Source organism: Bacillus sp. ABA4_010, from assembly GCF_056159105.1.
Genome location: NZ_JBSWUN010000003.1, coordinates 1,463,946 through 1,485,651 on the forward strand (window position 1 = coordinate 1,463,946; position 21,706 = coordinate 1,485,651).

At 42.3% G+C, this 21,706-nt stretch carries 19 protein-coding genes and 1 pseudogene; 14 read left to right on the forward strand and 6 right to left on the reverse strand.

Going from position 1 to position 21,706, the window contains the following annotated elements:
• The first annotated feature begins 3 nt into the window (after positions 1-3).
• The 4 genes from qoxB to pgmB all read left to right on the forward strand — a co-directional run bounded on the left by qoxB (position 4) and on the right by pgmB (position 4,317).
• On the forward strand, positions 4-1,968 hold the full coding sequence (gene qoxB / locus ACXAEO_RS08385) for a cytochrome aa3 quinol oxidase subunit I (RefSeq protein ID WP_474880013.1): 1,965 nt from the start codon (positions 4-6) through the stop codon (positions 1,966-1,968).
• A 3-nt stretch (positions 1,969-1,971) separates the two neighbouring features.
• Complete coding sequence (qoxC, locus tag ACXAEO_RS08390; protein WP_474880014.1) at positions 1,972-2,616, forward strand: cytochrome aa3 quinol oxidase subunit III; 645 nt, start codon at positions 1,972-1,974, stop codon at positions 2,614-2,616.
• The gene (gene qoxD / locus ACXAEO_RS08395) at positions 2,617-2,916 is read left to right on the forward strand and encodes a cytochrome aa3 quinol oxidase subunit IV (RefSeq protein ID WP_474880015.1); all 300 of its coding nucleotides are present in this window, start codon (positions 2,617-2,619) and stop codon (positions 2,914-2,916) included.
• A gap of 720 nt (positions 2,917-3,636) precedes the next feature.
• Positions 3,637-4,317, forward strand: coding sequence for a beta-phosphoglucomutase (pgmB, locus tag ACXAEO_RS08400; RefSeq protein ID WP_474880016.1), 681 nt, complete (start codon positions 3,637-3,639; stop codon positions 4,315-4,317).
• 27 nt (positions 4,318-4,344) lie between these two features.
• Here the strand turns inward: pgmB and ACXAEO_RS08405 are convergent, their stop codons facing one another.
• Positions 4,345-5,244, reverse strand: coding sequence for a YitT family protein (locus tag ACXAEO_RS08405; RefSeq protein ID WP_474880017.1), 900 nt, complete (start codon positions 5,242-5,244; stop codon positions 4,345-4,347).
• 304 nt (positions 5,245-5,548) lie between these two features.
• Complete coding sequence (locus ACXAEO_RS08410) at positions 5,549-6,064, reverse strand: DUF3231 family protein (RefSeq protein ID WP_474884048.1); 516 nt, start codon at positions 6,062-6,064, stop codon at positions 5,549-5,551.
• A gap of 234 nt (positions 6,065-6,298) precedes the next feature.
• Between ACXAEO_RS08410 and ACXAEO_RS08415 the strand changes: the two genes are divergently transcribed.
• Genes ACXAEO_RS08415 through ACXAEO_RS08425 form a run of 3 tightly spaced genes read left to right on the forward strand, consistent with a single transcriptional unit; the run spans position 6,299 to position 10,082 of the window.
• Positions 6,299-7,408 (forward strand): GerAB/ArcD/ProY family transporter, encoded by a 1,110-nt coding sequence (locus tag ACXAEO_RS08415; RefSeq protein ID WP_474880018.1) that lies wholly within the window; start codon positions 6,299-6,301, stop codon positions 7,406-7,408.
• A complete protein-coding gene (locus ACXAEO_RS08420) occupies positions 7,374-8,891 on the forward strand; it encodes a spore germination protein (RefSeq protein ID WP_474880019.1) in 1,518 nt (505 codons plus the stop codon). The genes ACXAEO_RS08415 and ACXAEO_RS08420 overlap by 35 nt, the downstream gene beginning before the upstream one ends.
• Before the next feature lie 6 nt (positions 8,892-8,897).
• Positions 8,898-10,082, forward strand: coding sequence for a Ger(x)C family spore germination protein (locus tag ACXAEO_RS08425; protein WP_474880020.1), 1,185 nt, complete (start codon positions 8,898-8,900; stop codon positions 10,080-10,082).
• A gap of 25 nt (positions 10,083-10,107) precedes the next feature.
• Here the strand turns inward: ACXAEO_RS08425 and safA are convergent, their stop codons facing one another.
• Complete coding sequence (safA, locus tag ACXAEO_RS08430) at positions 10,108-10,719, reverse strand: SafA/ExsA family spore coat assembly protein (RefSeq protein WP_474880021.1); 612 nt, start codon at positions 10,717-10,719, stop codon at positions 10,108-10,110.
• A gap of 293 nt (positions 10,720-11,012) precedes the next feature.
• On the opposite strand from safA, the pseudogene folD reads away from it, so the two are divergent.
• The 7 genes and pseudogenes from folD to ACXAEO_RS08465 all read left to right on the forward strand — a co-directional run bounded on the left by folD (position 11,013) and on the right by ACXAEO_RS08465 (position 18,766).
• Positions 11,013-11,866: pseudogene (folD, locus tag ACXAEO_RS08435) on the forward strand (bifunctional methylenetetrahydrofolate dehydrogenase/methenyltetrahydrofolate cyclohydrolase FolD).
• A gap of 310 nt (positions 11,867-12,176) precedes the next feature.
• Positions 12,177-13,553, forward strand: coding sequence for a sodium-dependent transporter (locus ACXAEO_RS08440; protein ID WP_474880022.1), 1,377 nt, complete (start codon positions 12,177-12,179; stop codon positions 13,551-13,553).
• Between the two features lie 132 nt (positions 13,554-13,685).
• Positions 13,686-14,081 carry a thioesterase family protein gene (locus tag ACXAEO_RS08445; protein WP_474880023.1) on the forward strand — a complete coding sequence of 132 codons (396 nt, stop codon included), beginning with the start codon at positions 13,686-13,688 and terminating at the stop codon, positions 14,079-14,081.
• Between the two features lie 66 nt (positions 14,082-14,147).
• Complete coding sequence (locus ACXAEO_RS08450) at positions 14,148-15,287, forward strand: Leu/Phe/Val dehydrogenase (RefSeq protein WP_474880024.1); 1,140 nt, start codon at positions 14,148-14,150, stop codon at positions 15,285-15,287.
• 108 nt (positions 15,288-15,395) lie between these two features.
• A complete protein-coding gene (pdhA, locus tag ACXAEO_RS08455; RefSeq protein WP_474880025.1) occupies positions 15,396-16,463 on the forward strand; it encodes a pyruvate dehydrogenase (acetyl-transferring) E1 component subunit alpha in 1,068 nt (355 codons plus the stop codon).
• A 5-nt stretch (positions 16,464-16,468) separates the two neighbouring features.
• Positions 16,469-17,485, forward strand: coding sequence for an alpha-ketoacid dehydrogenase subunit beta (locus ACXAEO_RS08460; RefSeq protein WP_474880026.1), 1,017 nt, complete (start codon positions 16,469-16,471; stop codon positions 17,483-17,485).
• Positions 17,486-17,497: 12 nt separating this feature from the next.
• A complete protein-coding gene (locus tag ACXAEO_RS08465) occupies positions 17,498-18,766 on the forward strand; it encodes a dihydrolipoamide acetyltransferase family protein (protein WP_474880027.1) in 1,269 nt (422 codons plus the stop codon).
• A gap of 61 nt (positions 18,767-18,827) precedes the next feature.
• On the opposite strand, the gene ACXAEO_RS08470 is transcribed toward ACXAEO_RS08465, so the two are convergent.
• The 3 genes from ACXAEO_RS08470 to ACXAEO_RS08480 form a co-directional block, all read right to left on the reverse strand.
• A complete protein-coding gene (locus ACXAEO_RS08470) occupies positions 18,828-20,195 on the reverse strand; it encodes an S-layer homology domain-containing protein (RefSeq protein ID WP_474880028.1) in 1,368 nt (455 codons plus the stop codon).
• 122 nt (positions 20,196-20,317) lie between these two features.
• Positions 20,318-21,175 carry a TVP38/TMEM64 family protein gene (locus ACXAEO_RS08475; protein WP_474880029.1) on the reverse strand — a complete coding sequence of 286 codons (858 nt, stop codon included), beginning with the start codon at positions 21,173-21,175 and terminating at the stop codon, positions 20,318-20,320.
• A 59-nt stretch (positions 21,176-21,234) separates the two neighbouring features.
• Positions 21,235-21,669: a hypothetical protein gene (locus tag ACXAEO_RS08480; protein WP_474880030.1), complete on the reverse strand. Its 435-nt coding sequence runs from the start codon at positions 21,667-21,669 to the stop codon at positions 21,235-21,237.
• Positions 21,670-21,706: the final 37 nt, after the last annotated feature.

The following is a 21,706-nucleotide window of genomic DNA, read 5'->3' on the forward strand; positions in this document are numbered from 1 at the left end:
TGAATGTTTAATTTTATTAAGGACAATTTGATCCTGAATGATCCATTACTGTTAGGAGCAAACATTTCCATCTTATTAACGACGATTGCTATCGTATTTGTTCTTACTTATTTCAAAAAGTGGAAATGGCTTTGGACAGAATGGTTAACAACGGTTGATCATAAAAAAATTGGTGTTATGTACATCATTGCTGCGATTTTAATGCTTTTCCGTGGCGGTGTGGATGCGCTCTTGATGAGAGCACAGCTTACGGTGCCAGATAATGACTTTTTAACATCACAGCACTATAACGAAATCTTTACAACACACGGTACAGTCATGATTATCTTTATGGCGATGCCGTTTGTTATGGGTTTAATGAACGTGGTGGTTCCGCTTCAAATCGGAGCGAGAGACGTTGCGTTCCCATACTTGAATGCATTAAGCTTCTGGGCATTTTTCTTTGGAGCGATTCTTTTCAACATCTCGTTCGTATTCGGTGGATCACCGGATGCAGGTTGGACGAACTATGCTCCTCTAGCAATTGAGGGAAGCCCTGGCCCTGGAATTAACTACTATCTATGGGGTCTGCAAATCTCAGGGATCGGGACATTAATGACAGGTATCAACTTTATCGTTACAATCATTAAAATGCGTGCACCTGGTATGACGTTAATGCGTATGCCAATGTTCACATGGACATCGCTTATTACGGCGTTCATCATCGTGTTTGCGTTCCCAGTGTTAACAGTTACACTTGCATTAATGTCATTTGACCGTTTATTCGGTACTCACTTCTTCACGCTTGCTGATGGCGGGATGCCGATGCTTTGGTCAAACTTGTTCTGGGTTTGGGGACATCCTGAAGTATATATCGTTATTTTACCGGCGTTCGGTATTTTCTCTGAAATTATCTCAACGTTCGCTAAGAAAACGTTATTCGGTTACAAATCAATGGTTATTTCAATCGTAACCATTTCATTCTTAAGTTTCTTAGTTTGGGTGCATCACTTCTTTACAATGGGAGGAAGTGCGGCGGTTAACTCGGTGTTCTCGATTACAACGATGGCCATCGCAATCCCAACAGGAATGAAAATTTTTAACTGGCTTCTTACCCTTTATAAAGGGAAAATTGAATTTACAGTACCAATGCTTTGGTCTGTTGGATTTATTCCAACGTTCTTAATTGGTGGGGTAACAGGTGTTATGTTAGGGATGGCAGCAGCCGATTTCCAATACCATAACGGTTATTTCCTTGTTGCTCACTTCCACTATACGCTAATTGCTGGAACAGTATTTGCGTGTTTCGCAGGTTTCGTGTTCTGGTATCCGAAGATGTTTGGACATAAAATGAACGAGCGTCTTGGAAAATGGACATTCTGGTTATTCATGATCGGTTTCAATGTCTGCTTCTTGCCACAGTTCTTCTTAGGTTTCGACGGTATGCCACGTCGTGTGTACACGTACAGTGCAGAATCTGGTTGGACTGGTTTGAACGTTGTGTCTACAATTGGAGCAATCGGAATGGGAATTGGATTCCTTGTTCTTGTATATAACGTGTATTACAGCTTCCGTTATGCGGAAAGAGAAACAACAGGAGATGTATGGAACAACGGCCGTACGCTTGAATGGGCGACAACAACAGCTGTTGCACCTCACTACAACTTCGCTGTTGTACCTGAAGTTAAAGGAATTGACGCATTCTGGTTAATGAAAGAAGAGCAAAAAGGGAAAAAACCGGAGAAGATCGAATACAAACCGATTCATATGCCAAGCAATGCAGGCACTCCGTTCGTTATTTCTGCTTTCTTCTTTGTAGTAGGGTTTGCGTTAGTATTCAAAATCTGGTGGATGGCTATTTTAGGCGGTATAGGTGTACTTGGATGTATGGTATTCCGTTCTCTCCGTTCACATAAGGAAGACGAAGGCTATTATGTCAGCGTAGAAGAAATCATTAAGACGGAACAACCGTTTCGTAAGGAGGCGTAAGTTATGGCAGATACAAATACTCATATTAGTCCTGACACGCCCTTAGAATATCAGTCTGGAATAGGCCGTCTGAACATTTTTGGATTTTGGATTTTCTTGGGCGCGGAAGTGGCTTTATTCGCTACCATTTTTGCGACATATTTTACGATTTATAATGCAATGATGGGCGGAGGTCATGCCGGTCATGCTGGTCATGGCGCTCCAATGCCTGGTGAGTTGTTCGAGCTTGGCAACACGCTTGTGATGACAATTGTCCTTTTAGTAAGTAGTTTCACTTGTGGTTTAGCCATTCATGAAATGAGAAAGCAAAACGTAAAAGCAATGAGCGTATGGCTTGTCATTACGTTAGTGCTTGGTGCAGCTTTCCTTTATCTTGAGATCAATGAGTTCATTCACCTTGTTCATGAAGGGGCAACTCTTGGAACGAACGCTTTCTGGTCATCCTTCTACTTCTTGACTGGAACGCATGGACTTCACGTATCACTTGGTATCGGTTGGATGATTTTAATTCTTTTCCAAGTATTCAAAAGAGGTTTAACACCAGATACAGCTAAAAAAGTGTTTATTTCAAGTTTATATTGGCACTTCTTAGACTTCGTATGGATTTTCGTTTACACTGGTGTTTACCTATTAGGGATGGTGGGATAAATGGCAAATAAAACAAATACTCATCATGGATTCCCGTGGGGACATATTATGGGGTTAATTTTCTCCATCGCGCTAACTCTGTTAGCCGCTGGATTGGCTCTATATACAAATCTATCTTTACAAGTCATTGTTATTCTGATTTTCGGTCTTGCATTTTTACAAGCGATTATTCAGTTATTTATGTTCATGCACATTAAAGAAGGTGAAGGTGCATGGCAAGTTGGTAAAATGGCATCTGCCGGTTTTATCGGAATTGTCATCGTATACGGTACGGTTTGGGTTATGGCAAACATGCACTAAAACGGTGTAATTAAAAAGGGAGCTGTCCAATAAGTCTCTTTTTTATCACAAAAAATATTTTTTACTGAAAAGTCCCGGCATGTAAATCCAGTAAAATCAAGGATTTCGTGTCGGGACTTTTCAGGGGGCTGACTAAAAAGGGTTGTTTTTTGACCCTTTTTAGTCAGCCCCCTTTTCTATATTACTTAATTATTCGGTACCGCTCTAATGGAAAGGTGTTCAGAAAAGGTCCTTTAAACTTCCTGAATAACCCTTCAAAAGTCTAGAAAATTTGACATGACCACTCTTTCGTCATGTCGAGTTTTCTAGATCGATTTAATAAAAAAAGACCTAAACTATAGGAAGCGAGTTTAAGTCTTCTCATGATTATTTTTCTTGTATTCTACTAAGCTGGTAATTCCGATAAACCCGGAGATGAGACAGCAAGCTAGATAAAAGTACATCGTGTTTTCCGAATTGATGTAGTTGCCAATGGCCGCGAGACCCATAAGTACGGAGTAGCCGAAAGTCAATACAATCAAAAAGGAAGTAAGCTTTCGTTTGTCCAAATGACCACCTTCATCCATAAATTTAATTTTTTCTCTATCTAATTAGATTGACAACATATGACATGATTGAAAAGGGGTATTGTTAATACAATATGCAATCTCCATCACATACGTTATTATTCTATCATGAAACAATCTGATAGAAAAACAAAATGTAGAAAGGAAAGGGAATATGTCGAAATTACGAGCGGTTATTTTTGATATGGACGGTGTTCTGGCTGACACAGTCGAGCTTTATTATCAGGCCAATAAACAGGTGGCAGACAAGCTGGAGGCTCCTTTTACGAGAGAGCTGAATCAGCAACTTCAAGGGATTAGTCGTTTGAAAACCGTTCAACGCATCGCAGAGCTAAGTTCACATTCGTTTTCTGATGAAACGTTGGCCGAGCTAGCCGAGGAAAAAAATGATTATTATAAACAGCTGATTCAGCAGCTTTCGCCGAAAGATGTGCTGCCAGGTACTCGTGAGCTGTTGAACGAGCTGAAGTTGAAACGTGTTCAAACAGCTGTCGCTTCTTCGAGTTCGAATGCAGCGATTGTACTTAACAAGCTGGAGCTGACGGAGCTGTTTGATTTTGTTGTTGATGTGAACACGATTCAGCGGGGAAAACCGGACCCTGAAATTTTTATGAGAGCAGCGGTTGAGCTTGGTGTTCCGTATGAACAGTGCGCGGCAATTGAAGACGGAGAAGCAGGGCTAATGGGAATTAAAAAAGCGGGGATGTTTGCTGTTGGTGTTGGTCCACATGAGGCGATGAAAAAAGCGGACTGGCATATACAGTCGACAGAATCGCTCCGCTTACGAGAGCTTGTAAAGCGACATGAAGAGTGGTATGAACAACAACAGAGCTGACCGTGGGTGGTCAGCTCTGTTGTTGTGTTAGTGGATTCCTTTCTTTTTAAATCTTCCACCACGTACTTCAGCAATGTCGGCAACGGCAAGAAATGCTCCGTGGTCAATTTCTTCGACGATGGATTTGAGCTTTGCTTCTTCCAGACGAGTAATGACGCAAAAGATGACTTTTTTCTCATCACCTGTGTAGGCACCTTCACCATTAAAATAAGTGACTCCGCGACCAAGGCGGGCAAGGATCGCTTCACCGATTTGCGTATGTTTATCGCTAATAATCCAAGCTGATTTTGATTGTTCAACCCCTTCAATGACAATATCAATCGTTTTGAAGGCGATAAAATAGGCAATTAACGAATACATCGCCCGGTCCCAGCCGAAGACGAACCCTGCACTACCTAAGATAAATAAATTAAAAAACATAATAATTTCTCCGACAGAAAAAGGAGTTTTATTATTCACTAAAATGGCTAAAATCTCTGTTCCATCCAGTGATCCGCCGTAGCGAATGACAATGCCTACGCCAATGCCAAGAACAATGCCGCCAAAGACAGTGGCCAACAATACGTCTTCTGTCAGTTCAGGTACAGGATGAAGAAGGGTCGTTCCGATGGATAAAATCGTAATGCCGTATAAAGTGGAGATGGCAAATGTTTTACCAATTTGCTTGTAGCCGATAAAGAAGAAGGGTAAGTTTAACACGAAGATAAAGGCTCCGAGCTTCCAGCCTGTTAAATGGGAGAGGATAATCGAAATGCCCACAACTCCGCCGTCAATGACGTTATTCGGGACTAAAAATATTTCCAGTCCGATAGCCATTAGTACCGCTCCGATTGTAATGAGCAATGTACGTTTTAATACTTGTTTTTTAGATAATTTTTTATGGACAACTTGATGCTGCTGTAGTTGTTCTACCGCTTCCAAACGCATTCCCCCGCTCTCTTATAATCAACCATCTGTTAAAAAGGTGCGCATCCACTCTTTATGTTTGGAATTCAACACGCAAACTTTTCGATATTTGCACAAAAATCAGTTCCATTGAACAATATCGGCATAAAGGTTGAATCGTGATAAATAAACGTCTTTTGGATAATTATACAAAAAGGGAGGGCTTTCGTCTATTGATTGGACTTCATATAACTGAAAAGCATGTGAGGGTTTCTGCCTATTTAGGCGGGATAAGGGGTCTAAAGCAAGCCGTACAGGCACTTGCTTTAGACACTAGAGAAATGTGTTAGGCTTGTTCGGACTGCTGGACGTGTAGCGGTGGAGGAATGAGCCAGCCTTTTTCCTTATTCATCCGTAGTAAAGTTGCTCCAAATTGTGCTTTTTTCATATGAAATTGACCAAACATTGTAGCGATATCTTCACGAATGCAAGAACCGATAATCGTACTGCACGATACAAGTCCAGCAGCGATGTCGGCAGATACTTTAGCTGCTACTTCAGGGTCATTAATTCGAGCTCCTGGCGGGATGCTTTCAATGGTTGCTGACGGACGTTCCGGAGGCGCAGGTGGCAGTGCGACCCCATTTGCTTTTAATAATTCTTGCAGTGCTTGTACTTCCGGTTTTAATCCATTTTTAATCACATCTTCTAAAAAGGATTTTAATTCACTATCTCCAGTGTGATTCATCAATACTTGATAACCGGCAACCATTCCTTGTGCCGTCATTAAATAAGCCCATGTGCTTGATACTTCGCCATAATGCATCGGTTCATGTTGTGGATTTCCGCTTAAAATGCCCATAAATATCCTCCCTAATGAAGAAATGTTCATTCATGTACTCCTTTGAAAAAGGTAAATCAAAACAACGGTTTTATCGTATGCCAAACGCTCTTTTTTATCCGTGTGCGACGCATTTTGTTTTCTTTCCAATTGTACATAGTTTTAACATTTTAGTGCATGATAAACTCAATGCGATGGTTTAAAAGTGGGCATTGCCTATTTGAACCTCGCTAATTATTAGAATAGGTGATATCCATGCTTCAGCCGACCATTCTTAAAACGAAGCGAATGTTTCTCATGCTCGTCCTCTCGACTGGCTTATTAAACCATGTCATGATTATTCCTACAATTTTGCAAGCGGCCGGGCGCGACAGTTGGTTTAGCATTGTGGCCATTATACCGTTGTTTTTTTTATATATGACGATTGTTTTTTTCATTGTGAAAAAAACCGGACAAGAGAATTTATATGATTGGTGCTTGAACACATTCGGCAAAGGTTTGGCACTTTTCATTATGGTGCCACTCGTGTTTATCGCGTTTACGATTAGTTACATATCGCTCAAAGATACAAGCATGTGGCTTTCTACTTATTTTTTGAGCGATATGCCAGGGTCTGTGATTTCATTCGTCCTTACGCTCATTTGCTTTTGGACGACAAAAAAAGGAATTAAAGCGATGACCGTTATGACGACTGTTATTTTACCGATTGTCGTGGCGCTCGGTTTTTTCATCATGCTTGTCAATACGGCAGAGAAAGATATAGACCTGCTCTTTCCACTCTTCTCCGATGGCTATCGTCCGTTTATGAAAGGAATGATTTATGCTGGAGCGGGACTTGTGGAGATTTTTGTCATTTTGCTTATCCAACAGCATGTTCACGATCAAATTCGCTATCGGCATGTACTACTTCTTGGCTTTGTTTTTATCGGTTTAATGAGCGGTCCTCTTACGGCATCCATTATGGAGTATGGCCCAGTTGAAGCGGGGAATTTGCGTTATCCTGCTTATGAGCAATGGCGACTGCTTCGCATTGGCGAATTTATTTCGCAAATCGATTTTTTAGCGATGTATCAATGGATGAGCGGGTTTATTATCCGCGTCAGTTTGTTCATGTTTATTGTTCATGATTTTGTGAACCGGGACAATAAAAAATGGCGTTTGTCGCTTTTGTATTTTCTTTTGTTCGCTCTTAGTTTGTATCCAATTAATACAAATCAATTTTACATACTGTTATATGACGTTTTCTTTCCATTTTTTGTTTTGTTCATTGTCGTAATGACTATTGCCTTATTTCTCTTAACTTTGATTCATCAAAAAAGGAGCCGGCCAAATGACAACAAGGAGACCCAAAAAGCTAGTACTTGACCGTGCTTCAGTTTCAGAAGCTGAAGAAAAGGAAACATCGACGGAAACACTGCCATCGAAGTACGGTGAACAGTTAGATTATTTGATTGCTAAATTGGAGAAAAACTTCGACATAATGATTGCGGAGCATGAATTTGCTGGAACACCGCTCGTGTTGGTGTATTGTGAAAGTGTGGTCGATACCGCTTATATTGATGAGGTGGTATATGCAAGACTGCACGATTCGTCGCAAGAATCTGGTGCGATGAAGCAACGGTTGACAAGTATTTTAAGCTTAGAAGATTTTACGGAGAAGCCGAAAGAAAAACTGCCTTATTACATATATAACGGTTTTATGCTGTTTTTTACCGATACAGGGGATGTGCTCGGGTTTGAGTTGCAAAAGCTGCCACAGCGAAATCCAGAAGAACCAGCAACGGAAACATCGGTTCGTGGACCACGCGACGGATTTGTGGAAGATTTAAGTACGAACGTAGGGTTAATTCGAAAGCGCTTAAATACGCCCACTTTAATTGTGGAGCAGTATGTGATTGGAAAGCGAAGCAACACAGAAATGGTCCTTATATATTTAGACGATGTCATCAATCCTTCTATTTTAAAGGAAGTGCAAGCTCGTATTGCCAAGCTTGATATTGATATTGTCAGTAGCGTGCAGCAATTAGAAGAGATGCTTGCGGACCAGCCGACGTCGATGTTTCCGACTTATAATTATACGGGGAGGCCGGATTTTGCGGTTGAATCTTTAAATCAAGGCCGATTTCTGTTAATGCTGGATGGGCATCCGACGGTCTCTGCCGCACCGTCGACGTTATCGCTTCTTTTAAAATCACCAGAGGACTCTACGCTTAGCTTTTATTTCGTTTCCTTTGAGCGAATCGTCAGAATGTGTTCGTTATTTATTAGTACGCTGCTTCCGGGATTATGGGTGGCACTGACGTCCAATAACATTGAACAAATTCCTTTTTTACTCGTTGCCACAATTTCGGTTTCGCGGAAAGGATTACCTTTGTCCACGCCATTTGAAATGTTTATTATGCTCGGTTTATTTGAATTGTTTAATGAAGCCGCCGTCCGTCTGCCAAAAGCAATGGGACAAACGATTGCGGTGATTGGGGGATTAATTGTCGGCGATGCGGCGATTCGGGCTGGTTTGACGTCGCCGTCGATGCTTGTGATTGGGGCGATTACGTTCATTTCAGGCTTTACGCTCGTCAATCATCTTTTATCAAGCAGTATTACAATTTTGCGGTTTGTCATTCTTTTTTTAGCAACGTTTTTTGGAATCTTTGGGGTCGTTGTCGGGTTTTTAATGGCGGTACTCTATTTATCAGGTATGACTTCATTCGGTATTCCGTATTTGGGCAATATCGTTTCTCTTAATGCTAGTCAATGGATAAATGGATTTTTAAAAGTTCCGTTTTTTTATCGAAAGAAGCGCGATCCAAACAATCAGCCGATAGACTCCGATACACGAAAGGAGTGATGGCGGATGAATCGGAGCTGGCGGTTCATGGTTATGATAATTGTAGCCGTTTGTTTATTGTCTGGCTGTCTTGGTTTAAAAAGTATGGAAGATTTAACGTATGTCGTCGCCATCGGAATTGATTATGATGACGAGGAAAAAGAATATATCGTTCATTTGCAAGCGGTTGATTTTACGAATGTTGCGAAACAAGAAGGGACTGGCTCGGTGCCGGATGCCCCGAATTGGGTGGCAAAAGCAAGTGGAAAATCGTTGAATCACGCTGTCTCTAAACTATATGAATTAAGTCAGCCACCACTATATTTTCCTCATTTGAAGACGGTAGTGCTCTCAGAGGGGACGATTAAGCATAAGTTGAAGGAAATTATGAAAGATTTACCGAGAAACAGATCTGTCCGGCATTCTATCTTCATTTTTGGAACAAACGAGTCAATCGAGGAAATTTTTCAGCAAAAAGCGCTTTTCAATTATCCTCCGTTGTATTCGGTACTCATGAAACCTGCTGATGTGGTCGGTGATAATTATGTGATTCAGCCGATGCGGATTAAAGATTTTGTTGGAAAATATTACGAACCGGTCGGCGCTGCGGTTATTCCCTCAATCTACATAGCCAAAAAAGCGTGGAAAACAGGGGAGGAGAATTACCCGGTGTTGAACATTGATGGCGGCTATTTTTTTCAAAATGTAGCATACAAAGGTTTTTTTAAGCTGAAAGATGTGGAAGCGATGAGATGGATTGAGGAAAAAGATATTCAAGGAACGTATTTGTTAGGTGGGGAAAAAAATCCCCATACCGTCCTTGGAGTAATCGCGTCTAAAATGGATGTGAAGGTTAAAACCAATGAGGATGGGAAGCCAACGTTTGAAGTAAAAGCTTCCGCAGAGGTGGAGATATTGGAGGAATTACGGGATACATCTTATTCGACTATTGAAAAGGAAATCAAAACCGAAATTGAAGAAGAAATTAGAAAAAGCTTTCGCAATGGACTTGAAAAGAAAGTGGACGTGCTGAGGCTTGGTATTCCGTGGTATCGCTATCATCAACAGGACTACCAAAAGTTTATGAAAACGGCATCGCTTGATTCATACTTAGAGGAAAATTCATTAAAGTCGGTGGAGGTTTCCATTGATATGAGTACGACAAACACATACAAATTTCATATTGACCAAAAACCGAGAGAGGAAAAGTAACCCTCTTTCGGTTTTTGATGAAATGTTATTTAATAAACATTTGTGTCCAGTAATGACCATATGATCCGCCTTTTGAATAGCCGACACCAATATGGGTGACATTTGGGCTTAAAATGTTTTTACGGTGCCCTTCGCTATTCATCCATGACTGCACAACTTCACGCGGTGTTCTTTGTCCAGCAGCAATGTTTTCTGCGGCTGTTGAATAAGAAATGCCGAAGTTTTTCATCATCGTAAACGGTGAACCATATGTCGGAGATGTATGAGAGAAGTAATTGCGGTCTCTCATATCATTTGATTTATAGCGTGCTACCCGTGATAGCTCCCAATGAGGAGTTAAAGCAGGTAAGCCGTATTTCGCCCGTTCTTGATTGGTCAACTGAATGACTTCATGTTCAAGATGTTTAACCGCATCCATGAGCGGAACATGTAGCTTCTGTCCAGGGTAAATGAGATTTGGGTTGCTAATTTGCGGGTTAGCCTCAATAATTTCGGTGACACCAATTTGGTATCTCACCGCAATTTTCCACATCGTGTCACCAGGAGCGACCGTATGTGTCGTCGTTCCTTGAGCCCACGCTCCCTTGGCGGGAATGGCCAGTGCTAAAAATAATAAGAGAAGCCCTTTCTTTATCATGATACGTTCCCTCCTTGCAGTGTGTAATAGCATTACTCCGTTATGTTACCCTGACTTGTTCGATTTTAATGAAGTCGGTCTTTATCTTCCTTTATTTTCTTTTTCAAAAGCGAAGGACCATCCCATTTGTTCTTGTATGAGACACACCTGTTGCTAGGCGGATTCACACACAGTATGTTAAAATAAAAAAATCATCATTTTCGTAATTAATGGTTTATTTTATTTTTCCGAACCTTTATAATAAAAGTGGTAATAATGTTCGTTTTTTAGATGTAGAAAGAGAGGTATTTATCATGAGTGCAACTATTATTAAAGGAAAAGAAGTAGCGGCTGAAATGCGGGCTGCATTAAAAGAAGAGGTAGCATCTTTAAAAGAAAAAGGCATTTCTCCGGGGCTTTCAGTTATTTTAATTGGGGATAATCCAGCTTCTCAATCGTATGTGAAAGCAAAAGCGAAAGCGTGTGAAGAAATTGGGATCGTCTCTGAAGTCATTAAGCGCGATGCATCGATTACGGAAGAAGAGTCCTTGCTGAAATCGACCGTTTGAATGAAAATCCGAACGTTCACGGAATTCTCGTTCAGCTTCCACTTCCAAAACATATTAATGAAAAAGAAGTGTTAAATCGGATTTCCGTACAGAAAGATGTGGACGGCTTCCACCCTGTAAGTGTCGGAAATTTAGTGATTGGCGACGAATGTCTGCTTCCTTGTACCCCGTATGGCATTATCGAACTTATTAAACGTTCTGGTGAGGACATTGCTGGCAAGCATGCAGTCGTTATTGGGCGAAGCAACATCGTTGGTAAACCAGTAGCTTTATTGTTGCTACAGGAAAATGCGACAGTTACTATTGCTCATTCTCGCACACAAGACTTGCCTTCATTAACAAAACAGGCGGACATTTTAGTATCAGCTGTCGGGAACCCTCGCTTCTTGAAAGCAGAAGACATTAAGCCAGGTGCTATCGTGATCGATGTTGGAAACGGGGCAGATGAGAACGGAAAAATCGTCGGAGACGTAGATTATGAAGCGGCGAAAGAAGTAGCGGGCTATATTACACCAGTTCCAGGCGGTGTCGGACCGATGACGATTACAATGCTGTTGAATAATACAGTAGAAGCGGCAAAACAACTGCATTCAAAATAATAAATCATGTAGGGGCGATTGGCCGGTTAGCATTCTAAATATGCTAACCGGCTTTTTTTAGAGTAAGGAATATGTAATGTATTACATAATTAAATTATGGTAAACTAAAATGGTGTTTTATTCTTAAAATAATTATATTTCTGATAATTGCATTGACGAATAGTATGACAGATTGATAAAATTACGTTTGTAAACCGTTATATATATGTTAGTCGAGGAGGTGGAATTTTCTGAAAATTTGTAAGCGCTTTCTAATTTAAAAGGGAGAAAAAAGCGGGATCAAAAACAAAGGAGTAGAGGTGGAAAACATATGAAACAGCAGGAACAATGGTCTTCAAAATTAGGCTTTATTTTAGCGGCGGCAGGTTCAGCTATTGGGCTTGGCGCGATCTGGAAGTTTCCTTATGTTGCCGGAACGAGCGGCGGCGGTGTATTTTTTTTAATTTTCCTTGCGTTTACATTACTTGTTGGGCTGCCGTTATTATTAGCTGAATTTGTTATTGGAAGAAGCACGCAAAAAGATGCGATTGAATCATATAAAGAAATAGCACCGAATACAACGTGGCACTGGGTGGGTCGAATCGGGATGCTCACAAGCTTCATTTTATTGTCCTACTACAGTGTGGTCGGCGGCTGGGTTGTTTTATATGTATTTAAAGCGATTACTGGCGGGCTGAGCGGCTTAAGCCAAGAAGAATACGGACAAGTATTCGGGGCGACGATTTCTAGTCCATTTTTATCAGTGTTTGCTCAATTTGTTTTTTTAACTGTAACGGTGTTTGTTGTGGCCAAAGGGGTACAAAATGGAATCGAAAAGGCAAATCAAATTATGATGCCGGCCTTATTTATTATTTTTATCGCGTTAATTTTCCGTTCGTTAACATTGGATGGGGCGATGGAAGGGGTTAAATTCTTTTTAAATCCGGATTTCTCCAAAGTAACGTCTGAAACGATTTTATTTGCGATGGGACAGTCTTTTTTTGCCTTAAGTGTTGGGGTCTCTGTCATGGTAACGTACAGTTCTTATCTACCGAAAGATGAAAGCTTGCCGCGCTCGGCTTTTTCCATTGTCGGCATGAACTTATTAGTCACAGTGCTTGCTGGTTTGGCTATTTTTCCGGCAGTGTTTGCGTTCGGCTTAAAACCGGATGCTGGTCCTGTGTTGCTCTTTAACGTCTTGCCAACGGTTTTCGATCAAATGCCGTTTGGTCAACTTTTCCTTATTGCATTTTTGATCTTGTTTTTGTTTGCGACGCTTACATCGGCATTTTCAATGCTGGAAATTTTAGTCGCTGTTGTGGCGAAAGGCGATCCGATAAAACGAAAAAATTATTCATGGTTAGTTGGAGCGGCTATTTTCGTTGTCGGTATTCCTTCTGCACTCTCTTTTGGGATTTGGGGCGAGGTAACCCTTTTTAATAAATCCATTTTTGATGCCGCAGACTTTTTAGTCAGCAACATTTTGCTTCCGCTCGGTTCTTTGCTGATTGCGATTTTTGTTCCGATGAAAATTTCCAAAGTGAAGCTGCAAGAAGAGATGATGCGCGGTGCTTCCGTCGGCCAGCGTTTGTTCGCTGCTTGGTTTTTATTAATCCGCTATGTCGCGCCAATTGTCATCGTCATTGTGTTTTTAGATGTTCTTGGCTTGCTTGATGCGATTAAGCAAGTAGTCGTTGCGACAAAGTAACAACAATGGGAAAATCTAGTGATTTCGTTGACAGTATTTGAGAATTGTAATAATATAACGTTATAATATCGGAATGTTTGATAATTGTTATATTAAAGTGGCTGCGATTTTATTTTCTAAAGGGGGAGGAAAATGAAAGACGGCATACAAATTGGAGATACGGCTTCCGTCACAGCGCGTGTCATACCAGAAATGTTCGCTCAATTTGATGGTGAAGTTGTTCATCCTGTTTATTCAACGGTCGCGATGGTTTACCATATGGAGTGGGCATCACGAAAAATCATTTTGCCATATTTAGAGGATGAGGAAGAGGGGATGGGGGCAGCGGTGTCTTTAAAGCATATTGCCCCTACAACAGAAGGCTCTACGGTTACAGTCACAGCGACGGTCACAGCGTTGTCCAACAATGTGGTTGTAACAAAAGTAGAAGCGTGGAACGAAGAAACAGTGATAGGGATAGGGGAAGTCAAACAAGTCATTTTACCGAAAAAAGAAATTGAACAAAAGATAAGTCAGTCCATAAAGTAGTCGTTAACTATTATCTGATTTGAAAGCGTTTACTAACATGGATGTCGTCATAATGGGGGTATAGTGATGAATGTGATGAAACGATCAGCGCAAGTAGAAGAAACGGTTTTAGATAAAATGCACGAACATGAGCAAATTGTTTTTTGTAATGATCCGGCAACGGGGCTTAAAGCCATTATTGCCATTCATAATACAACGCTTGGCCCGGCTCTTGGGGGCTGTCGTATGCACCCGTACCGCACGATGGATGAGGCGTTGGAAGACGTTCTTCGTTTGTCAAAAGGTATGACATACAAGTGTGCAGCGGCGGATGTGGATTTTGGCGGAGGAAAGTCGGTTATTATCGGTGACCCGGCAAAAGATAAAACCCCGGCGATGTTTAGAGCATTTGGTCAATTCGTCGACTCATTAAGCGGACGTTTCTACACAGGAACAGATATGGGAACATCGACGGATGATTTTATCCATGCAGCGAAAGAAACGAATTGCATCGTCGGTATTCCAGAAGCTTACGGAGGTGGAGGAGATTCATCTGTTCCGACCGCATTAGGTGTCATATATGGCATTCAAGCGACGAACAAAGTTGTATTCGGGACCGATGACTTAGCAGGTCAATCATATGCGATTCAAGGTCTTGGGAAAGTTGGCTTTAAAGTAGCAGAACAGCTGCTTGAGGCTGGTGCCGATTTGTATGTCACAGACATTAACGAACAAGCCATTGCTTCCATTCAAGAACGAGCGAGACAACTAGGCGGAATGGTGCGGGTAGTGAAAGGAAATGACGTGTATTCAACAGAAGCGGATGTCTTTGTGCCATGTGCATTTGGGGGAATTATTAACGATGATACCCTTGAGCTTTTGAACGTAAAAGCGATTGTCGGTTCAGCGAATAATCAGCTTCTAACGGAAAAGCATGGTGAAAGGGTGAAACAAAAAGGCATTGTGTACGCACCGGATTATATTGTAAACGGAGGCGGGCTCATTCAAGTAGCCGACGAGCTTTACGGCTACAATCAAGAGCGTGTGCTGACGAAAACAAAGTCCATTTATACCTCTTTGCTGGAAGTGTATGAACAATCAGATTTAGACGACATCACAACGGTTCAAGCGGCTAATCGCCTTTGCGAAAAACGGCTGGAGGACCGCCAAAAGCGCAACAGCTTTTTCTCACATACGACTCGCCCGAAATGGGACATTAGGAAGTAAAAAAAGCGAATCGTGGCGTATGTTGACAATAGCCATAAGCAAAATCTTGCTGGCTGCTTGAGGAATGAACCGTCTTATAAGGCGGCATTATTGGATGAGGTGATGAACATGACAACTGATTTTTCGATCTTTCAAATTGTAGATGAGAACGGACAATTAATAAAAGAAGAGTATAAAGAAAAAATTACGGAAGACTTAGTGAAATCATTTTATTACAACATGGTTCGTATTCGGACGTTTGACCGAAAAGCGATCAGTCTGCAGCGCCAAGGAAGACTTGGAACATATGCGCCGTTTGAAGGTCAAGAAGCTTCCCAAGTCGGGAGTGCATTGGCACTGGAGAAAGACGACTGGGTATTTCCTACATATCGCGACCATGGGGCGACATTAACATTCGGTGCTGATATGGTTCGCACATATTTATATTGGAACGGACGAGTGGAAGGCTGTGTACCGCAGGGCGGAAAGAAAATTTTCCCGCCGGCTGTACCGATTGCGACTCAAATTCCGCATGCAGCGGGAGCGGCGATGGCGGAAAAACGAAAAGGAACGAAAAATGCAGCCATTGCCTATTTTGGTGACGGGGCGACATCGGAAGGAGATTTTCATGAAGGCTTGAACTTTGCGAGTGTGTTTCAAGCACCGGTTGTGTTTTTTAACCAAAATAATGGCTTTGCGATTTCTGTTCCCATTGAAAAGCAAATGAATTCAGAAACAATTGCCCAAAAATCGGTGGCTTATGATATGCCAGGTGTTCGAGTGGATGGCAATGATGTGTTTGCGGTGTATTTCCAAACGAAAGAAGGGCTTGAGCGCGGTCGAAGCGGTGAAGGGCCGACATTAATTGAGGCGCTAACATGGCGATACGGCGCCCATACAACGGCTGACGATCCGACGAAATATCGCGACCAATCTGACAGTGATGAAATTCGCCGCATTCGCGATCCGCTTCTTCGCATCGAGCGTTATATGAAGCTGAACGGCTTTTGGGACGAAGCGTGGGCTGAAAGCGTGAGGGACGAAACGTTGAAAGAAGTTGAACAGGCCGTTCGTGATATGGAAAGCTTTCCGAAGCCGAATGTTCATGATTTATTCGACCATGTGTTTGAGACGCCGACATGGACGATTGCGAAACAAAAAGAGCACTATCTTCAATTAATCGGAGGTGAGGGGTGATGGTCATGAGTGCAGAACAAATGAAAACAGGCACAGAGACGAGAACGAATCAACTAACCCTTGTACAAGCGGTGACAGACGGGTTGCGAACGATGCTAAAAGAAGATGAAAAGGTGCTGCTGCTTGGAGAGGATATCGGGAAAAACGGCGGAGTGTTCCGAGCGACAGACGGGTTGCAGGAACAATTCGGCGAAGACCGTGTTATAGATACACCGTTAAGTGAAGCCGGTATTATCGGGGCTTCTGTTGGCATGGCCGTCAATGGATTTAAGCCGATTGCTGAGATGCAGTTTTTAGGCTTTATTTATCCAGCGTATGAGCAAATTATGACACATGTGTCGCGAATTCGGATGCGCACGATGGGGCACTTTACCGTTCCGATGGTCATTCGCGCGCCGTACGGGGCTGGCATTCGTGCCCCGGAAGTCCATTCTGACAGTGTAGAAGCATTGTTTACGCACATGCCTGGCATTAAAGTCGTTTGTCCGTCCTCGCCGTACGATGCGAAAGGTCTTTTAATTGCGGCCATTGAAGACCCAGACCCGGTCTTATTTTTAGAGTCGATGCGCATTTACCGTGCGAATCGTGAAGAAGTGCCGGAAGGAAAATATACAGTTGAAATTGGAAAAGGGAAAAAGCTGAAAGACGGAGATGATGTGACAATCATTGCTTGGGGAGCGATGGTTCCTGTTGCGATGAAGGCAGCGGAGCAAGCGGAGAAGAATGGTGTGACATGTGATGTCATTGATTTGCGCACATTATATCCAATTGATAAAGATATCATTGCCGAATCGGTTCAAAAGACAGGGCGTGCCGTCATTGTTCATGAAGCACATGAAACAGGCGGAGTTGGAAATGACATCGTATCGATCATTAATGATACATCCTTTTTGTATTTGAAATCGCCAATCGAGCGGGCAACGGGCTTTGATGTGCCAGTTCCGCTGTTTGCACTGGAGGAGCATTATTTGCCAACGCCGCAGCGTGTTTATAAAGCAATCGAAAAAGTGATTCATTTCTAGGAGGGGAAGAAAGTGGTGGAAGTAAAGCTTCATGACATCGGTGAAGGAATGACCGAGGGAGAAATTATTCATTATTTCGTCAAAGTAGGGGATACAGTAAAAGTCGACCAGCCGCTTGTGGAAGTGCAAACAGATAAGATGGTAGCAGAACTTCCTTCACCGGCAGCTGGAACGGTAAAAGACATCGTCATTGATAGAGGAACAACGGTGTCGGTTGGCACTACGCTTCTTGTTCTAGAAGCAGGGAACAGCAACAAACGTATCGAACGTTCGGTGGAAACGAAAACAGAGGCCGCACCTGTAAAGACAGAGTCTGTGCCGGCCGCTGTTCAAACGATGGAACGTCCGAAAGAAAAGAAAGCCATCATCGCAGCCCCGTATACACGCAAAATTGCCCGTGAATTCCAAGTCGATATTCATGAAGTGACTGGAACAGGAACGTTGGGGCGTATTACAGTTGAAGATATTTATAAATTTGTAAAACAGCGTGACGGAATGAAGGAAACGAGTGAGACGAAAGTAGGCTCTCCACAGAGGGCGTCACAAGAAATAGAAGCTCCAAAACGGGAAGTGGTTCAGCCGGTAGGAGAGGCGGACGTTCTTCCATTCAGAGGCCGGCGTAAACAAATTGCGAATAAAATGACGAAATCCCTTTTTACGATTCCGCATGTGACGCATTTTGAAGAAATTGATATGACGAACTTGCTTGCTTACCGAAAAGATTTAAAGGAAATGGGTGTGAATGTTTCCGTAGCCGCTTTCTTTATTAAGGCGATTACCGCCTCACTCAAGCAATTCCCAGTATTTAATGCAAAACTTGATGAAGTGAATGAAGTAATTCGTCTTGAAAAAGAATACAACATCGGAATTGCGACCGATACGGAAGAGGGTCTCATTGTGCCGGTTATTCACCATGCCGATCAACTATCGGTGCGCGACATTCATGAGAAATTGAAAGGGTTGACGAAAAAAGCGCAAGAAGGTAAACTCACGCCAGCTGATATGAAAGGCGGAACGTTTACCATTAGCAATGTCGGGCCGCTAGGAAGCATCGGGGCAACGCCGATTATTAACCACCCCGAAACCGGCTTGATTGCGTTTCATAAAACGAAAAAAATGCCGGTCGTGACAGAGGAAGATGAAATTGTTATCCGTTCAATGATGAACATCTCTATGGCATTTGATCATCGTGTCGCAGACGGGGCAACAGCGGTTGCGTTTACGAATCGCTTTAAACAATTAATTGAAAACCCAAATTTATGGCCAGTTGAATTAGCTTAACGGTCTATATAGAAAAAGGTGTCCTCGGGATGGGTGAGGGCACCTTTTTCTTATAGCGGTTTTAAGGAGTTGTAGTTGTTTCGTCGTCTGGATCAGTTGTCGTCTCATTAGCTGGAACGGTTTCGGCCTCGGTTGTGGTCTCGTCAGCTGGAACGGTTTCAGTCTCGGTTGTGGTCTCATTAGCTGGAACGGTTTCGGTCTCGGTTGTAGTGTCGTCAGCCGGAACGGTTTCCGTATCCGTCGGATCGACTTCTGCTAAATTTAAGGCTGCTTGTTCGGACTGATAAGCGAATTTCGCAAGATGACCGCGCGTTGTGCTATTTGCTTTTCCGAACGTGTCAATCGAGGTTTTACTTGTAATACCTTCGTCAATTAAAACTTGAATATAACCATCTGACCAATTAGCGGCATTATTCGTTTCCGTGATATCTGCTAGTTCAAATGCATTGACTAACATTTTCGCCATTTGCTCACGTGTAATTCGTTCGTTTGGACGGAATTCTTTCGTTCCATCCGCATTTTCATAGCCTTTAATGACTCCTGCATTTTCTAATGCCGCGACATACGGGTAAGCCCAGCCATATTCTTTTTCGGTTCCGTTTTTCACGACATCTTTAAATTGCGGATTTTCAGCGATGTTTGTCACATCGAACCCGGCTGTTAAGGCGATAATTTTCGCCGCTTGTGCACGAGTGATCGTGTTATTGACCCCAAAGCGATCTTCGGCAATGCCTTTAATAATCCCGCGATCGGCCAAATTTTTAATAAATGGATAAAATTCATGAGTTTCATCGAGGTCTTTAAAATCTGCCACATTTTTCGGGACAAGCACTGGTACAGCATCTTCGTCCTCGTCTGTCACAACATCATCGAGATCGTCAGTCTCTTCATCTTCTGGATCCATAACAGCCTCATCCTCGGTTTCCACAGCGTCTTCATCTGTCGTGTCAGTAACGGTGTCATCCTCGGTTTCGGCCACAGCTTCGTCCTCTGGATTGACCACAACCTCATCCTCGGTCGTATCGGGAACAGTCTCTTCCTCTGTTCCGGCAGTCGTGTCATCACCTATGTCTGTCGTCGTATCGTCCACGGTTGTTTCGTTTGGAGGCGTTTCGGTATCTTCAGTCGTTTGCACCGTTGTATCTGGGTTGGTGGTCTCCGTTTCAGGTGTATTCGCCATCGCTCCGCTCGCGCCAAATGCGGTTGTACCAACAAGCATGGACCCTAGCATAATTTTAATCGTTCCTTTTTTTAAATGCGGAAAGTTTTTGGATACGTAGGAGCAGGCGCTTTTTTTCAGCTGTTCTTCACTTTGTTTGCTGTTGGTTCCCAACTCTTCTGAAAACTCGGTATTTGATTTGTTTATATATAAATAAATGGTACAGTCATGTCCAGATTGCTTTACTTCATGACGAACAAAGTGTGGCATAGGCACATCCCCCTTATTTCAAGTTAACATCTGTATTGTTTGGTTAAATAGGGATTTGTTATACAGGAAAAAAGCGGACAGGAGGAATGGGTGGGAAAAGAAAAAACGGGCAGCTTTATTAGTTAAGCCGCCCGTTTCTTTTTCTTTTGTAGTGCTTTTTTTACGAATAAGGACACAATCCAAACGAGTACTACGGTCGCTGAACAAGCGAGGATGAGCTGTGAGCTTGTTAAAGGAAGCAGCTTCGCCAGTTGAACCGAATACGCTAAAAGGGAGGAGGTGACCGCTTTAGAAATGGAAGCGATAATGAAAAATCGCTTGAACGACACGCCTCCAAGTCCCGCTCCGATACAAATGATTTCATCAGGCAAAATCGGAATAATAAATAAAAGGGCAAGAATAGCTGTTTCATTTTGACCAACATATGCCTGATATTTTTGTAAATGTTTTTTCTTCACAAATTTTAAAACAAATTTTTGCCCGCCTGAGCGTGTAATGAAAAACATTAGCAAAATGCCTGACATCGTGCCGAGAAACCCTAAAACAGCCGCTGTAAAAGGACCGAATACCGCGCTTCCAGCTGCAATCGTGATGGCTTCAGGAAGGGGAAGGACAATTGGTTGAGCAAAGCAAATGAGAAAAAAGATCCATTTTGCTGCCGATTCATTGGCCAGCAAAATGTGTTCCACTCCGTACACATCTGTTAATACAAGAAATTTTGTTGCATAAAAGACGAAAAAAATAATAAAAACAAAAAAGCATAAATAAAACAACACCATTTTTGTTATGTTTAGATATTCTGTTTTTTTCGACCAAATTAAGTAGCCATCAAACAATAAAATAGCGGCAATGATTAATGTATAGGCAATTTTATAAGCAGGGAGGACAGTCGGCAAAGCTGTCAGTAGCAAGTACGTGCTCCCCCCTCCAAGCAGTAGATGAAGCAATATATCAAACGTGAGTTTCTGTTTTCCGTACATGAAGTGATGTCTTCCTTTCAATCTCTGTAATTTCATGTACCATCGTTAAAGTCGAGAGGTTACATGGAGCGGTAACGGTCATCGTCACGGCTTTGTTTTTTTCGTTTCCATACTTTCTGTATGCCTATGGCCACAAGAGCGAGAGCTGCATAGACGGCGAAAAATACAAGAAAACCCCACAGTCCGATGACTGCATCGGAAAATTCCATATGCCCTCTGTCTGTAATCGCTTGTTGGATTTCGATGGCAAATACTAAGACGGTCATTACGGTAAAGGTGTAGATAAACGACATGGCCGTAATGTTCCAACGCCATTTTGATAATAGGTTAAAGAGAAGATAAACTGGCCAAAACGTCAACATCCCCACAATGCCGATAATCCAAAAATGCAAATCTTTATCGGTCAGTTCAAGTCCCAATGTGTTGGTGACGGCGATCAGTCCATCGTGAATGTTGTTGACTACTTCTGCAAGAAATAAAATGATGTCTTTCATGTTTTCACCTTCTTTAGTCCGATGGCTCTATTCGATG

Excerpts from the sequence above, each read along its gene's own strand:
- qoxB (WP_474880013.1), top strand. The coding sequence starts at position 4 with ATGTTTAATTTTATTAAGGACAATTTGATCCTGAATGATCCATTACTG.
- qoxC (WP_474880014.1), top strand. The coding sequence starts at position 1,972 with ATGGCAGATACAAATACTCATATTAGTCCTGACACGCCCTTAGAATAT.
- qoxD (WP_474880015.1), top strand. The coding sequence starts at position 2,617 with ATGGCAAATAAAACAAATACTCATCATGGATTCCCGTGGGGACATATT.
- pgmB (WP_474880016.1), top strand. The coding sequence starts at position 3,637 with ATGTCGAAATTACGAGCGGTTATTTTTGATATGGACGGTGTTCTGGCT.
- ACXAEO_RS08405 (WP_474880017.1), bottom strand. The coding sequence starts at position 5,244 with ATGCGTTTGGAAGCGGTAGAACAACTACAGCAGCATCAAGTTGTCCAT.
- ACXAEO_RS08410 (WP_474884048.1), bottom strand. The coding sequence starts at position 6,064 with ATGGGCATTTTAAGCGGAAATCCACAACATGAACCGATGCATTATGGC.
- ACXAEO_RS08415 (WP_474880018.1), top strand. The coding sequence starts at position 6,299 with ATGCTTCAGCCGACCATTCTTAAAACGAAGCGAATGTTTCTCATGCTC.
- ACXAEO_RS08420 (WP_474880019.1), top strand. The coding sequence starts at position 7,374 with ATGACAACAAGGAGACCCAAAAAGCTAGTACTTGACCGTGCTTCAGTT.
- ACXAEO_RS08425 (WP_474880020.1), top strand. The coding sequence starts at position 8,898 with ATGAATCGGAGCTGGCGGTTCATGGTTATGATAATTGTAGCCGTTTGT.
- safA (WP_474880021.1), bottom strand. The coding sequence starts at position 10,719 with ATGATAAAGAAAGGGCTTCTCTTATTATTTTTAGCACTGGCCATTCCC.
- ACXAEO_RS08440 (WP_474880022.1), top strand. The coding sequence starts at position 12,177 with ATGAAACAGCAGGAACAATGGTCTTCAAAATTAGGCTTTATTTTAGCG.
- ACXAEO_RS08445 (WP_474880023.1), top strand. The coding sequence starts at position 13,686 with ATGAAAGACGGCATACAAATTGGAGATACGGCTTCCGTCACAGCGCGT.
- ACXAEO_RS08450 (WP_474880024.1), top strand. The coding sequence starts at position 14,148 with ATGAATGTGATGAAACGATCAGCGCAAGTAGAAGAAACGGTTTTAGAT.
- pdhA (WP_474880025.1), top strand. The coding sequence starts at position 15,396 with ATGACAACTGATTTTTCGATCTTTCAAATTGTAGATGAGAACGGACAA.
- ACXAEO_RS08460 (WP_474880026.1), top strand. The coding sequence starts at position 16,469 with ATGAGTGCAGAACAAATGAAAACAGGCACAGAGACGAGAACGAATCAA.
- ACXAEO_RS08470 (WP_474880028.1), bottom strand. The coding sequence starts at position 20,195 with ATGCCACACTTTGTTCGTCATGAAGTAAAGCAATCTGGACATGACTGT.
- ACXAEO_RS08475 (WP_474880029.1), bottom strand. The coding sequence starts at position 21,175 with ATGTACGGAAAACAGAAACTCACGTTTGATATATTGCTTCATCTACTG.
- ACXAEO_RS08480 (WP_474880030.1), bottom strand. The coding sequence starts at position 21,669 with ATGAAAGACATCATTTTATTTCTTGCAGAAGTAGTCAACAACATTCAC.